11 protein-coding genes and 1 tRNA gene are annotated in these 14225 nt (G+C 72.3%); 6 read left to right on the top strand and 6 right to left on the bottom strand.

Annotated features, from left to right (window positions below):
- Window positions 1–13: 13 nt before the first annotated feature.
- Window positions 14–445, bottom strand: a complete 432-nt coding sequence (locus ACZ6Y1_RS24740; protein WP_469633709.1) for a VOC family protein — start codon at window positions 443–445, stop codon at window positions 14–16.
- Between the two features lie 336 nt (window positions 446–781).
- Here ACZ6Y1_RS24740 and ACZ6Y1_RS24735 point away from each other — a divergent pair, with 336 nt between their 5' ends.
- Window positions 782–1234 (top strand): hypothetical protein, encoded by a 453-nt coding sequence (locus tag ACZ6Y1_RS24735; RefSeq protein WP_469633706.1) that lies wholly within the window; start codon window positions 782–784, stop codon window positions 1232–1234.
- 100 nt (window positions 1235–1334) lie between these two features.
- On the opposite strand, the gene ACZ6Y1_RS24730 is transcribed toward ACZ6Y1_RS24735, so the two are convergent.
- Both ACZ6Y1_RS24730 and ACZ6Y1_RS24725 read right to left on the bottom strand, forming a co-directional pair.
- Window positions 1335–3791 (bottom strand): ABC transporter permease, encoded by a 2457-nt coding sequence (locus ACZ6Y1_RS24730; protein WP_469633703.1) that lies wholly within the window; start codon window positions 3789–3791, stop codon window positions 1335–1337.
- Window positions 3785–4522 (bottom strand): ABC transporter ATP-binding protein, encoded by a 738-nt coding sequence (locus tag ACZ6Y1_RS24725; protein ID WP_469634058.1) that lies wholly within the window; start codon window positions 4520–4522, stop codon window positions 3785–3787. Before ACZ6Y1_RS24725 ends, ACZ6Y1_RS24730 begins: the two co-directional genes overlap by 7 nt.
- A 173-nt stretch (window positions 4523–4695) precedes the next feature.
- Between ACZ6Y1_RS24725 and ACZ6Y1_RS24720 the strand changes: the two genes are divergently transcribed.
- Both ACZ6Y1_RS24720 and ACZ6Y1_RS24715 read left to right on the top strand, forming a co-directional pair.
- Window positions 4696–5994, top strand: coding sequence for a sensor histidine kinase (locus ACZ6Y1_RS24720; RefSeq protein WP_469633700.1), 1299 nt, complete (start codon window positions 4696–4698; stop codon window positions 5992–5994).
- A complete protein-coding gene (locus ACZ6Y1_RS24715; RefSeq protein WP_469633697.1) occupies window positions 5994–6626 on the top strand; it encodes a response regulator in 633 nt (210 codons plus the stop codon). Before ACZ6Y1_RS24720 ends, ACZ6Y1_RS24715 begins: the two co-directional genes overlap by 1 nt.
- A gap of 183 nt (window positions 6627–6809) precedes the next feature.
- Here ACZ6Y1_RS24715 and ACZ6Y1_RS24710 read toward each other — a convergent pair whose 3' ends face one another.
- The 3 genes from ACZ6Y1_RS24710 to ACZ6Y1_RS24700 all read right to left on the bottom strand — a co-directional run bounded on the left by ACZ6Y1_RS24710 (window position 6810) and on the right by ACZ6Y1_RS24700 (window position 10638).
- Complete coding sequence (locus ACZ6Y1_RS24710; protein ID WP_469633694.1) at window positions 6810–9242, bottom strand: hypothetical protein; 2433 nt, start codon at window positions 9240–9242, stop codon at window positions 6810–6812.
- A gap of 3 nt (window positions 9243–9245) precedes the next feature.
- Window positions 9246–9319, bottom strand: a tRNA-Gly gene (locus ACZ6Y1_RS24705).
- 398 nt (window positions 9320–9717) lie between these two features.
- Window positions 9718–10638, bottom strand: coding sequence for a MerR family transcriptional regulator (locus tag ACZ6Y1_RS24700; protein WP_469633691.1), 921 nt, complete (start codon window positions 10636–10638; stop codon window positions 9718–9720).
- Window positions 10639–10846: 208 nt separating this feature from the next.
- On the opposite strand from ACZ6Y1_RS24700, the gene ACZ6Y1_RS24695 reads away from it, so the two are divergent.
- The 3 genes from ACZ6Y1_RS24695 (at window position 10847) to ACZ6Y1_RS24685 (ending at window position 14218) form a co-directional block, all read left to right on the top strand.
- On the top strand, window positions 10847–12526 hold the full coding sequence (locus ACZ6Y1_RS24695; RefSeq protein ID WP_469633688.1) for a carboxylesterase/lipase family protein: 1680 nt from the start codon (window positions 10847–10849) through the stop codon (window positions 12524–12526).
- A gap of 343 nt (window positions 12527–12869) precedes the next feature.
- A complete protein-coding gene (locus tag ACZ6Y1_RS24690) occupies window positions 12870–13709 on the top strand; it encodes a DUF429 domain-containing protein (protein WP_469633685.1) in 840 nt (279 codons plus the stop codon).
- Between the two features lie 140 nt (window positions 13710–13849).
- Entirely contained in the window at window positions 13850–14218 is a 369-nt protein-coding gene (locus tag ACZ6Y1_RS24685; protein ID WP_469633683.1) for a DUF3618 domain-containing protein, read from the top strand.
- Window positions 14219–14225 lie beyond the last annotated feature (7 nt).

The raw sequence follows: 14225 nt of genomic DNA, 5'->3' as shown, positions 1-14225 counted from the left end.
TCTCGGGTGAGAATCAGGCGAGGCAGAACTCGTTGCCCTCGATGTCCTGCATCGTGATGCAGGACTCGTTGACGCCATCGGCGCGCTGCGTCAGGACGTGTTTCGCGCCGAGCGCCATCAGCCGTGCGCATTCGGCCTCGAGTGTGGCCAGGCGCTCCTCACCCACGAGCCCGGCGCCGGCCCGCACATCGAGATGCACCCGGTTCTTGACGACCTTGCCTTCGGGAACTCGCTGGAAGAGCAGGCGCGGAGCCACACCCGAGGGATCAGCGCACGCGAAGTAGACCTCGTCCTCGGGCGGCAGCGAGCGGTGGTACTCCTCCCACGTGGAAAATCCCTCCGGGACCGTCGGCACGACGTACCCCAGCACCTCGCACCAGAAGGCGGCGAGGCGCGCAGGCTCCGCGCAGTCGAAGGTCACTTGGAACTGTTTGATCGTTGACATCGGCGCACGATAACAGGGCCCTGCTCATCTCCCCAGGTCGGGGGCCCGTACGGTGTCGGGAGCGGCGCCTGCCGTGATCCGCTGCGTTGGGGCGAGACGGTGGTGTCGTGCAGGAGGCTGCCGACGGAGGTGAGCGCCCCGGGCGAGGCAGGCAGTGAGCGGACCGCGCCACGGGCTCGCTCGCAGCGGCGATGCCGAGGGAAGGTGTCACGGGGCGGGCTCGAACGGTTCAGCTCGTGATCACCTTAGGTTCTTGTGTCATGTGAAATATCACATGACACAAGAACCGTCGGTGGGGTCCGCCGGCGGTGATCCATGACGATGGGGAGATTCCCGATGAACCGCTTGGCCCTTCTTGCCGCCGGTGTCGCAGGCCTGACCGTCTTGACGACCACCCCCGCCTTCGCCGCCGCCCCCGCGGCCGCCGCGGAGACGGTTACCACCTGCGGCAGCTCCGGCCTCCAGGCAGGTCTGGCCACCCGGGCGTGCGCCGATGTCACCGGCACCACCATCGAGTTCTTCGGCAGGGTCGGACTCGCCGGCCCGCCCTCCCCGGGCAGCCCGGCCCCCGAGCCGAAGCAGCTGTTCACGACTCTGTCGGTGGAGGTCGTCGGCAGCGGCTCGTCCGTCGCGCGCGAACTGCCCGTCATCTTCACCGCGTCGACCGTCGAGGTGCGCGGCCAGGTCGTCACCGCCCCCTGCGGGTCGACCGTCCGCGCCTCCTTCGGCGTGGCCTCGTTCCCCTGGCTCGCCAACCCGGTCGTCCACGAGGTCGCCGTCACCTGCTGATGTCCCCCCCTGACGCCGGGGTCGCGCGGGACCCCGGCGTCAGGATGCACGGCCCCGTCAGGGAGGTTGCGTCCGGGCCGGCCGGTGCCGGAAGCGGAGGTCACTCGCGTACGCCCGCCAGTTCGACCGCCCCACGGCGCAAGGAGAGGCCGGCCGGAGCGACCGCCGAGATGACGGCGAGTACCGCGCAGGTACCCAGGGCCGCCCCGAGCGTCGCCCACGGGATCTCGATGGACGTCCACACCGAGAGCAGACCCAGCGCGCTCCACATGCCCACCAGGTTGAGACCGGCGACCAGCGCTCCCAGCAGTCCGCCGACGATGACGACCATCAGCGCCTCGGCGGCCACCAGCCGCAGCACCTGCCATCTGGTGGCACCGGCCAGCCGTAGCACCGCCAGCTCGCGGACGCGGTCGGAGGTCGCCATGACCATCGTGTTGGCCAGCGAGATGCCGGTGTAGAGGAGAGCGATCCCCAGGACCAGGAAGAAGCCCATCCGGGTCGTCCGGTTGGTCTCGGGGTACGTCGCCCGCACCCAGGCGTCCCTCGTGAGGACCTTCCCGCCCGACGCCCGTACCGCCTGACGCAGACCGGCGGCCACGGTGCCCGGGTCGGCATGGTCCGCGAGGCGTACGTCGACCCGGTCGACCGACGCCGCGGGGGCGTTGCGCGGGGTGACGTAGACGCCGTTGTTGCCTGTGCCGATGGTCATGACCGCGGCAATCCTCAGGGATTTCCGCGTGCCGTCACCGAGCCATACGTCCACCCGCTCGCCCACGGTGTGCTTCTCCCACTCCTCGTTGACGATGATCGAGTCGTCGTCCAGGTCGCTCGCCTTCCCCGCGGCGAGCGGCAGACGCGCCGTTGCCACGAGCGGTTCCGGCTCGAGGGCCCTGGCATCGGACCTGATGAGCGCCACGCCGTCCTCCAACACGTACACGGCGGTCGACGAGCTCGCGGAGGCCTGCACGCCGGGCACGGCCAGAAGCCGCTGCAGCGTCGCCTCGTCGAAGCCGGCGCTGCCCCCCGCAGTGACCACGAAGTCGGCAGCCGTCCGCTCGCGCACCTCGGTGGCCTTCGCCTCGTTGAGGGTGGCGGTGGCGCCGAGCAGTGAGCCCGTCAGCGCCACGGTGACCAGGACAGGCGCCGCGACGGCAGCGGTGCGGCGTACCCCGGCGGCGGCGTTCTCCCGCACCAGCATCCCGCAGGCGCCCGGCAGTTGGGCCGGCAACCAGGCGATCAGCCGGGCCAGAGGCCGCACCAGCGCCGGCGCGAGCAACGCGACCGCGGTGATCAGCAGCATCGGCCGGCTCACGTAGGTCTTGCGATGCAGCAGGTCCCCCGGGTCCGTCACCAGGGCCAGGGCCAGCGTCGCCGCGGCGGTGACCAGCAGGGCCGCTCCGAACAGCCGGCGGCCCCGTGTCATCGGCCGGGTGTCTACGGACGCCTCCCGCAGTGCCTCGGTGGGACCGATGCGCCCGGCCCGCCTGGACGCGGCCATCACACCGCACAGGGCCACGAACAGGCCCGTCCAGAACGCCAGGTGGTAGGGCCAGGTGTAGTCGCCGATGGTGAACCAGCGGGGCGCGAGGCTCTCGTCGACCGCCCACGCGGCGAGCCTCGGAGCCCCGTAGGAACCGAGCACACAGCCGGCGGCCGAGGCGAGCACACCGACCGCTAGGGCCTCGTGGACGACCATGCGGCGGATCTGTCCCGGGGTCGCCCCGGCGGCGCGCAGCAGCCCGAACTCGCGGCGTCGCTGGGCCACCGCGAACGCGAAGGTCGAAGCCACCACGAACACCGACACGAACCCGGTGACGCCGCCGGCCGTGCCGAACAAGGCGTTCATCGCGGTGAGGGCCTCGGCGTCCCGGTCGGGGTCGGCGTCGGCGTACCGGCGCGCGTCCCCGGTGAGGACCCGTACGCCTTCGCTGCCGCGTACCGCCTCGCGCACGGCCGCCGCGTCGGCGTCGACAACGAGTTGGAGGCTGCGCGGCGACAGTTCGGCGGCGCGGGTGTCGGTGTAGAACACGGCGTTCTCGAAGCCGCGCCCGGCCACCGTGCCGACCACGTGCACCGTGCCGCCGTCGGTCCGCACGCGGAGGCCCGGACGGGCCCAGTCGCCACTGACGACGACCTCGTCCGCGGCCACCGGCGCGCGTCCTGCGGCCAGGTGGTACGGCGCGAAGGCCGCCGTGGACCAGGGGTGCGCCACCAGATCGGCGGGGCCGCCCTCGGCCCGCACGGCGAACGACCGGTCCTCGACGACGGTCCCGAGGTCCCGCAGCTTCGCGACCGCGTCGTCGGGTACGGCGCGCGGCTGCGCGAGCCTGCGGGTGCGGTCGCCGGTGGCGGTGGGCACCGCGAGGGTGTCTTGGCCCTTGACGACGACCGGCGCGGCGGCGAACCGTTCCGGCCCCCGGTCGGGAGCGTCCAGCGAGGAGGCCAGGGCCAGCCCCATGACGGCGATCAGCGCCACGCCCAGGCAGAGGGCGACGAAACTGCCGACGAAGGTGACCCAGCGGGTGCGCATGGTGCGCAGCGTGGTGCTCAGCACGGCGCCGCCTCGAGCTTGGTCATGCGCGCCGCGATGTCCTCGGCGGAGGCACCGGTCAGCTCACCGTTGACCCGGCCGTCGACGAGGAAGACGACGCGGTCGGCGTAGGAGGCCGCAACGGGGTCGTGGCTGACCATGATGGTCGTCTGACCCTCCCGGTCGACCATGCCGCGCAGCAGGGTCAGCACCTCATGGCTGGTCCGCGAGTCGAGCGCGCCGGTCGGCTCGTCGCCGAACAGCACTTCGGGGCGGGTGATCAGGGCGCGGGCCAGGGCAACCCGCTGCTGCTGGCCGCCGGACATCTCCGTCGGGCGGTGCCGCGCACGGTCGCCGAGTCCGACCTGTTCGAGCACCCCGCGCACCTGGACCTTCTTCGGGCGGCGGCCGGCCAGCCGCAGCGGCAGGGCGACGTTCTGTTCGGCGGTCAGCGAGGGCAGCAGGTTGAACGCCTGGAACACGAAGCCGATGCGCTCGCGGCGCAGCAGGGTCAGTTTGGTCTCGCTCAGCCCGGTCAACTCGGTGTCGCCCACGGTGACCGAGCCGGACGTGGGCCGGTCAAGGCCCGCGGCGCACTGCAGCAGGGTCGACTTGCCGGACCCGGACGGGCCCATCACGGCGGTGAACGTCCCCCTCGGGAAGGCGAGCGACACCTCGTCGAGAGCGGTGACGGACGGACCGCCCGAGGCGTACCGCCGGGTCACCGCGCGCAATCGGATCGCGTCGTTGCTCAAGTCTTCCCTCACCACTGTCTGCTCCTTGGCTCGTTCGGTCCCTCCACGAAACAGCGGAAGGCCCGCGTGACGCAGTACGGCCCGAACGAGACTTGGGGTAGTGCCAGGCCCACCCCCGATACGGGGTGTGGACCGATGGCAGCGGACCGGTGGGGCCGCTTACGGTCATGCACATGCACTCGCGAAACGTGTGGCAGGCCATGTCCCGTCCGGGCTTCCTGCTGTCGGCCTGGCCCTGGCGCGCCACCGCCTATCTGCTCACCGGCGTGGTGACCGGCGTCGCCGCCTTGATGGGGATCGTTACGGTGGCAGCGGTCTGCGGCGCGCTCGCCATCGTCCTGGTGGGGCTGCCCCTGCTCGTTCTGGTGGCCCTCGGCGGGATACCGGTGGCCTGGGTGGAGCGGTGCAGGCTGCGTCTGATCGACCGCAACCCGGTGTCGAGTCGGCACCGGGTGCCGGCCGCGCCGGGGCTGTGGGCCTGGCTCACCACCCGACTGCGCGAACAGGGAACCTGGCGGGAGCTCGGGTACGCGCTGCTGTTCGCGGGGGTGCTCTGGCCGGTCGACGCCCTGGCCGTCACGGTCGCCCTGTTCTGCCCGCTGTCGATGGTGGCCACCCCGCTGCTGATGGCCACGGTCGGCGGCGGCCACGAGGCGAAGGTGCTCAAGCATTGGACGGTCACCACATGGCCGACCGCGTTCGGCGTCGCCGTAGCGGGCCTGCTCCTGATGGTCCTGGGCGCGTATGTGCTCGGCGCCACGGCGGGCGCCCGCGCAGCGCTGGCGCGGCTCCTGATCGCCTCCCGCGAGGGCGAGCTCGATGCGCAGGTGATCGAACTGGCTCGCTCCCGCGCGCGGTTGGTGGATGCCTTCGAGGCCGAGCGGCGGCGTATCGAGCGGGATCTGCACGACGGCGCCCAACAGCGGCTTGTGGCCATGACGATGGCCCTCGGGCTGGCCCGCCTAGATGCCCCGCCCGGCCCGCTCGCCGATCAGCTCACCAGGGCGCACGAGGAGGCGGTGGAGGCGCTGGCGGAACTGCGCGAACTCATTCAGGGCGTCTATCCCAAGGTCCTCACGGACTACGGCCTGCACGCCGCGGTCAGCGATGCCGCCGACCGCTGTGTGGTCCCCGTCGACGTCGACCTCGACCTGCCGGCCCGGCCGGCCGAGGCCGTCGAGTCCGCAGCGTACTTCGTGGTCTGCGAGGCACTGGCCAACGTCGCCAAGCACAGCAGGGCCCAGCGCGCGCAGGTGAGGGGTGGCCATCGCGACGGACGTCTGTTCCTCGAAGTGCGTGACGACGGCCGCGGCGGCGCGGACCCCTCGGCGGGCAGCGGCCTCACCGGTCTCGCGGACCGGGTATCGGTCCTGGATGGCAGACTTGCCCTGACCAGTCCACCGGGTGGACCGACTCTGTTGCGTGTGGAGTTTCCTTGCGAGTTGACCGAGGCGGCCGACCGCTCCGCGTAGTGCTGGCCGAAGACAGCGTGCTGCTGCGAGAGGGACTGATCGGCCTGCTCAGCCGCTGCGGCCACGAGGTGGTGTCGGCCGTCGGGGACGCACGGGCACTGATGGCCGCTGTCGAGGAACACTCCCCCGACATCGTGGTGACGGACGTACGTATGCCGCCCGGTTTCCAGGACGAAGGGCTGCACGCGGCCGTGCGGCTGCGCGAGAAACGCCCCACTCTCCCGGTCCTGGTGCTCAGCCAGTACGTGCAGCGGACGTACGCCGCGGAACTCCTGGACTCCGGCGATGGATCAGGCGTCGGCTACCTGCTCAAGGACCGGGTCGGCCAGGTCGAAGAGTTCGTGGAAGCGCTGCACAGGGTGGCGGACGGCGGGACGGTGGTCGACCCCGAGGTGGTACGCCAGTTGCTGCGCCGCCGCCGCGATCCGCTGGAGCAGCTCACCCCGCGCGAACGCGAGGTGCTGGCACTGATCGCCGAAGGCAAGTCCAACGGCGCGATCGCCGAGGAGTTGGTGGTTTCCGAAGCGGCGATCGGCAAGCACATCGGCAACATCCTCACCAAGCTGGACCTGCCTCCGACGGACAAGACCCATCGCAGGGTCCTGGCCGTCCTCACTTACCTGCGGGCATGACCGACCGAGGGCACCGGGCCGCCATGCCTGGCTGACATCGGCACGACCCCTTCATCCGGGTGCCGCGGCCGACGGTGGGGGTGGAGGCAGCGGCGCCTGTGGTGCACCGCCGAAGGGCCGACGGCGGGCTCGGGCCCCCTGCCCTTCGAACCATGCCGGGACCGCTCGGTCGGCCTCGGCCGGTCAGCGGACGGCCGAGCCCATCCAGTGACCGGTGGTGGTCCAGCCCTGGAAGCGGCGCGCCAGACCGCCGAGTGCGGTGCCGTCGGCGTCGAAGGCGCCGCCGCCCGCGACCAGCCGCAGTCCGGCGATCACCGGGGCGAGCCGGGCGGCCGTGTGCCACGGCCGCGCGGCGGCCTCCGTCGCCATCCGCTGGACGAGCGCGGCCTGCCGGGCGGGCGGGCACAGCGACAGGAAGAACAGCGTCTGCCGCCAGGCGTATGCCGCGTCCTTGATGGTGCCGAGCGGGCGCGGGTGACCGTGGACGCGGGCGACGAGGCGGCACACCACCGCGAAGCCCTCCTCGGCCAGGGCCTCCCAGCCCGCCTCCGGGGCGATGGCCGCGTGCCGCACCAGGACGGCCAGGTTGTGGGTGGTCAGGATCTGCGCCTGCTCGATGACCGTGCCGTTGCCGGCCGGCGACCAGGAGCGGGCCGTGTCCGTACCGGCCCGATCCGCGCACAGCCGATCGAACGCGGGTGCCGTCCGGGCCGGTCCCGTCCGGCCGAGGCCGTCTGCGGCGTGCACCACCGCCATGTTGCGTACCGCGGGGCAGTCGATCCCGTAGTAGCGGGTGTAGAGGCTGCCCTCCAGGAGGTCGGCCGCGACGCGCGCGGCGGTCAGGAACTTCGAACTGAAGGTCCCCATGAAAATGTCGGCCGCGAGCTCCTCGGTGAACGGCGCGGAGAGGTCGGCCCGGCGTGCCAGGTGGGACATCTCGCGCACCAGCGGGTTCGGCAGCAGCGTTCCGGGGAACGCACCGACGGCCAGGTCTCCGAGGCGGCGCAGCGCGGCCTTCGCGGCCGCCCGCGCCCGTTCCTCCCCATCGGCGTCGCTGCCGTGGCCGGCGACCGCGCGCATCCAGGGCAGCTCGTCCACCCGTACCTGGTGCGCCAGGTTGAGCAGCAGCAGCGAACGCCGGTTGCGGAACGCCCGGTACGTGGCCGCCACGAGCGTGCGCAGGGCGGGGTCGGCGTAGCGCTGTGCGGTGGCGTTGGCGACCAGCTGCGGAACGAGCTCGGCCAGCACCTCCGCGGACGGCACCAGGCCGCGCGCGACGAGTTCCTCCGGCGGGGCGCTGAGCGCGGTACGGACCACCTGCCGCAGACGCGGCGGGACAACGGTTCCGGCGGGCAGGCCGGTCCCGTCTTCCTCCGTCTCCGTAACCGGTGCCAGCAGCCCCTCGACGTCGGGCGTGCCGGCGCGCTGGTCCAGCGGTGTGAGACGGTCCGCCACGGCGGCGGCGATCTCGTGGTGCGCCGGCAGGGCCGCCTGGCGCGCCTGCTCGGCGCGCAGCCGGGCGTGCCGCTCCGAACCGGGCAGGCCCCGCTTGGCGATGACCGAGGTGATGGCGTGGCGCAGCAGCCCGGCGAGCCGGGGCTCGAGCGGGCGACCTGCGGCGGCCTCCTCCAGGGCCCGCAGCATGATGCCCGTGTTGGACTTCGGGTCGCGGTGCTTGCGGCACTGTGTGTGGACCGCGGCGAGGGCGCGGTAGCGCTCCAGCAGGGCGGCCGCCTCTGCGCGCGCGTCGCCGCCACCACGGCCGGACCGGGGAGCGGCCGGGCCGGGGCCGGGCATGTGCTCCGGTCCGGGACGAACCGCTGCGGTACGGACGGGAGCGATCGCTTCGCCGTGCTGCAGCCAGTAGCCGAGGAGCTCGTCGTCGAAGGGCCGCCACACCCCGAGGGCTTCGCGCTGCACCTCGATGGCGGTCTTGGGCCCGCGGGCCCGCAGCGCGTCCGAGACCTCGCCGACGCTGCGGCGGTGCACGGCGCTCGTATCGGGGGCGGGCCGGTCGGCCGGGCGGGGCAGGAACCGCAGCCGGTCGGCGAACGGCTGAAGCTCCGTCACCAGGGCTGCGGCCGAGCCGAAGTCTTCGGCACGGACCAGCCAGGCGACGGTGAGCAGGGCCGCCTCCTCGGGCAGGGACACCTCATAGCGGCCGGTGTCCAGCAGTTCCCACAGTTCCTCGAGGCCCCGCTCCGTCAGCGCGTGCGCGAAGAGCACCGCTCGGTCGGCCGGGACGCCGGCCCGGCGGGCGGCGTCCGCTTCGTACGGCGCGAGGGGCCCGCCCGCGCCCGGCGTTCCGGTGGCGAATCCGCCGCGGAGGACCTCGGGGGTGACCCAGGCGGGCAGGCCGGCGACCGGCGTGCGCGAACCGACGGTGAGCGAGCCGTCCGCCGTGCCTGCGAGCACCGCGCGCCATTTCCGCATCCGGCCGAGGGCGCGGTCGCGGGTGGCCGGATCGGCGTGCGAGAGGGAGGTGCGCAGTGCACGTGCCAACTCGCCTGCGGCGTACGAGGACGAGGTGGTGGCCAGGCCGGTCGTCGCGGCTGCGGGCGCACCGGCGGGTCGGCCGCGCTCGGTGGGAGGCTGCTGGTCAGCGTTCGCGTTCATAAGCCGGCGTGGCAGGTTCCGCCCCTGCGCCCCCCGGGTAGGAAGCCCGGTGCTCTGACTGACTGAGCTACACGCCGTTCGATGCCCCGACCCTAGAACGATCGTCTGGGCCCGGCAATTGAAAATCGCGAGCCACCCGGTCGCGCGGCGGGCGGCATGCCGGATCGGACCGCGCAGCCCCACCGGCCGCGCGTCACTTCCAGTTCCTGACCTGCGGAACGTCTCACCGCTCCGCTGTGCTTGCCCGGCGACGTCGCGTCGATCGACGGTGAGGGAAACCTGCTCCGCTTCAGCGCCCGCGCCGCCGGCGACACCCCACCACCTGGTGTTCGAGTTCCCGCAGTCACGGCGGCCCGCACACGTCTGGTGGACGGTCTGGGACCCCGGCCCCGGCAGAGGGAATGATCGCTGACAGCATCTTCGTCTTCAACCAGGTCGGATGCCGTTCGAGCCTGAGTGGGCGGGGGTCGCAGCACTACCGGGTATCCGTTGCGGCGATCGACATGGACAGGCCGTCGGTGAGCCATCGATGCGCCACGGTCATGTTCAGCACGCGCCCGCCCGTCGCGGTGCCGACCAGGGCCCAGTACCGCTCCAGTCGGGGGTCGAAGCCGGATGACCGTGACACCAGTCCGTGGAGGTGTGCGCGGAAGGCGGGGGTGTCGGACTCCCGTCGGGCCCGCGCGTGTGCGGATACGAACGCGTCCACCGCGTCACCGGCACCGGGCGCCAGGCCTTGGGCCAGAGCGGCGGCCGTCAGCGTGGCGGCTTCGTCGATCTCCGCGTAGAAGGCCGGGCCGTCCCTCATCTCCTCGTCGTGGTCCTGGGTCCAGCGGGTGAAACCGGGCGTGGAAATGAGCAGGTGCAGCTCGGCGTAGGCAAGGGCCGAGGCGGGGACGGGGTCCTGCGGTGGGGCGGGGGCCAGCATGGCGACCATGATGTCGAGTCGGGGTTTGGGCATGGCCGCGGACAGCGCGCGGTACCAGTGATCAGTGAGCGTGCGGTGCGCCTCCGGCAGCCGCTGCACGCGGGAGAGTATCTCCAGGCGCCGGAGCCGTTCCTCGCCCGGGCAGTCGTCCAGTGCCTTCAGCGTGGCCTCGCGCCACCGCAGTTCGGACAGTCGCTCCTGCACCGCTTCGAGTTCGGTCGCCACCAGTTCGCCGAGTGTGCGCTCCCCCGTGACCACCTGGGTGATCGTCGCGATCGGGGTGTCCAGCGCCCGCAGGCGTCTGATGAGCCGGATCCGCTCCCAGGCCTCGGGGCCGTAGCGCCGATGACCGCCGGTGCTGCGAGCGGCCACCGGCAGCAGACCGCTGTCGGAGTAGTAGCGGAGCGTTTTGACGGGAAGGCCCGTTGCGGCCGCGAGTTCACCGATGCTCCACGTGTCTTGCGTCACAGTCCCTTGAACCTCCAGTGCGCGGGAGGTTCTAGCGTATTGATCGCCGGCGGGTCGGTCCGCACCGTTCTCGCAGCTCAGGTTACGTGCCGTCGCGCCTGGACCGGTGTGGCCGCGTGCCATGGCCTCCCATGGCCTCCCGTTGCGTTCCGTGACTTCCCGTCCCCTTCCGCCCCGACCAAGAACGGTGGTACTCATGCCCCCGCCCATGTCAGCACCGCGCCCGTACCGGAAGGCCGGACTCCGCGCGGCGCTCCTCCCCCTGCTGTGCGCGGTGGCGCTGGTGTCGGCCACCGCCCCACCCGCGGCCGGCGCGGGCCCCGGGTCCCCTGACTCCCAGAGGCAGGACCGTACGGTCGTACGGACGGAGCAGGGCCTGGTACGGGGCGTGTCCCACGGCTCGCACACCACCTTCGACGGCATCCCGTACGCCGCGCCGCCGACCGGACCGCTGCGCTGGCGTGCTCCCGTGCCCGCCACTGCGTGGCAGGGTGTCCGGGACGCGACGAGGCCCGCTGAACGGTGCGTGCAGATGCCGCCACCGGGTGCGAGCGGGGTCACCGGTTCGGAGGACTGCCTCTACCTCAACGTCACGGTGCCCACGGCCGAGCCGGCTGCGAGGAAGCGGCCCGTGATGGTGTGGATGCACGGCGGTGCGTTCCTGGGCGGTTCCGGCAGTGACTACAGCGCCGAACGCCTCGCCGTCCAGGGTGACGCCATCGTCGTCACGGTCAATTACCGGTTGGGGATCTTCGGCTACTTCGGCCACTCCGGGTTGGGCGCCGCCCCGCCGTTCGGCCTGGCGGACCAGCAGGCCGCCCTGCGCTGGGTGCGGGCGAACGCCGGGCGTTTCGGCGGAGATCCGCGCAGTGTCACGCTGTTCGGTGAGTCCGCGGGCGCCCTCAGCATCTGTGCCCACCTCACCTCGCCGACAGCCGCCGGACTCTTCCAGCGGGCCGTCCTCCAGAGTGGTTCCTGCTTCACCTCCTTCCCGAGCGGCGCGCTCGCCCCCGGAACACCGGCGTACGAGCCGTTTGCCTCACAGGCCGATGTGCAGACGGCCGGCGCGGAAGCCGCCCGGCAACTGGGCTGTACCGAGGGCGGAAGCGAGGAGGTTCTGGCGTGCCTGCGCGGGCGGAGCACGGATCGTCTCGCCACCGCACAGCTGATGCAGTCCTTCAACCGGCCCGCCTTCGGCAACGGGCTGCTGCCCGTGGCACCTGCCCGGGCGTTGGAGTCGGGACGCTTCCACCGCCTGCCGGTCATCCTGGGCACCAACCACGACGAGATGCGGATGTTCGTCGGCCTGTCGCTCGCCGCGTTCCCGATCCGCACCGAGGACGACTACCGAGCCCGCTTGGCGGAGGCCTTCGGGGCCGCGGCCCCGGCCGTCGAGGCGCGGTATCCGGCAGCCCGCCACTCCTCTCCCGCGCTGGCCTGGGCGTCGGTGCTGACCGACCGGTCCTTCACGTGCACCACGCTGGCAGCCGGCCGGGCCATCGCGGGGCACGCCCCCGGCCTCTCCCTCTACGGCTACGAGTTCAACGATCCGCACGCTCCCGTCCTCGCCGGCCTGCCGGCGAACCCGGACTTCCCCTACGGCGCGGCGCACGGCTTCGAAATGCCCTTCCTGTTCACCCCGTTCCCCACCGAACGACCGCTGAACGAAGGCCAGCGCGCCCTGTCGGACCGAATGGTCGGCTACTGGACGAGCTTCGCCCGCACCGGAAACCCGAACACCACCGACGCCCCGCTCTGGCCCGCCCTCCGCGCTTCGTCACCTCAAGCGCCGTGGGTGCAGTCACTGGCTCCGGAACCGGGCGGGATCCGCGCTGTCGACACGTATTCCGCGCACCAGTGCTCGTTCTGGGACCGCCTGTCCCAGTGAGATGCAGATCTCGAATTCTGGCTGCACGGTCGGCTTGAGCGCGCCAGGCTTCCTGATGGACGGGAAGAGGTCTCGTTCCAGGTGCTGTCCCCGTACGCGCCGTTCATGGCCTGGTGGAACTCGCTGCGGCTGATCTGTCCGTCGCCGTCGCCGTCGGCGTACCCCAGCAGGAAGGTCCGGCAGCGGCGCCATTCGTGTACGCGCCGAACGCGACCCCGAGGTCCACGACGCCACCCGCCACGACCTCGCCGTGGGTATCCGGTCGGCGCCGGACGAGGCAGTTGCCCGCGGACCTGTTACCGGCTTTGCTCATCCGGAAAGGAAGCAGAACGAAGTTGAGCTCATGACCGCAGACGAGTGGACCCGAACCGCCGCCGCAGACCCGCCCATGGTGACAGTGGGTATCGACCTGGCCGGATACTCCGGAACGACCGGGGTCTGCCGCGTCACCTGGGCGGAGCAACCCGTCGTCGAGCTGCTCAGTGCCAGGAACGACGAAGACCTGCTGGCGGCCATGCGCAGTGCCGACAAGACCGGCCTGGACTCGCCTGTCGGCTGGCCGGTGACGTTCATGTCCCTGCTCGCCGCCCACCAGGCCGGCACGAAGCTGCCCGTACGGTCCCGGTACATGCCTCACCCGGGCGGTCCTGACGGGCTGGGCACGTTCACCCATCGTCTGACCGATGACCTGGCCTGGAAGCGCACCGGGGCCGGGAAGCAGCGCCCCCTGTCGGTCGCTGCCGACAAGCTGGGCATCGTCGCCATGCGGGCAGTAAACCTGTTGGAACGTCTGGCCGAGGCGGGCCCCTCTGTTCCCCGCGACGGCTCCGGCGCGGTCGCCGAGGTCTACCCGGCGTTCGCGCTGATCCAGTGGGGGCTTGCCGGCCAGGGCAGTTACAAGGGCTCCAAGCCCGGCGCTCTTGCTGCGAGGGCCGGGATCCTTGCCGGCCTCGCCGACGGCTTGAGCCTCAACCTCGGCGAACGTGTACGCGACCGGTGCAGGCGCAGCGACCACGACCTGGACGCCCTGATCTCCGCGGTCGTAGCCCGGGCCACAGCGTGCGGGATGACCTACGTGCCGACCACGGATGAGGAGCGTGCCATGGCCGCGATCGAGGGCTGGATACACCTCCCTCACCGAAACCTCCCACTCACCGTCGTGCGGGACGGAGTAGCTCCCTGACCGTCCTCGCCGATCCGGGCTGACGGGCCGTGTCGCGGCCCGGCGCGCGTGATCCGGGCATCGCCGGGTACCCGCGCAGCACACAGCCGAACGCCGACAACTCACGCCCGAGAACACGTACTTCAAGGAGAGGCACCGCCATGACGCTGATACCGCACGCCAACGACAAGTCCGTCCCCGGCCCGGCGGAGCTCCGCAGGCACGTCATACGCGCCACCGGCCGCCTCAGGGAAACGGCCGTGCACGTCGGGCGTCTCGTGGAGGACAAGACCCCCGAGCCCGTCCGCGCCGGGGCGCTCCGCACCGCGACGCGCGTCCGGGACACCGCCGCCCGCGCCGGACGGCTCGCCGGGCGCCGCGACCTCCCCGCCGCCAGGGCCGGGGCCGGCCGGGCCGCGACCCTGGCACGGGCCAACCGCACCGCGCTGGCCACCGTCGCCGGCGTCCTGACGGCCGCCGTGCTCGCCCGCCGCGCCCGCCGCGCCCGCCGCGCCCGCCGCACGAAGTAGTGCCCCT

Source organism: Streptomyces sp. NPDC053432 (genome assembly GCF_055585365.1).
Note: the sequence above shows the minus strand (reverse complement) of the source record. Positions and strands in the feature narration are given on the sequence as shown.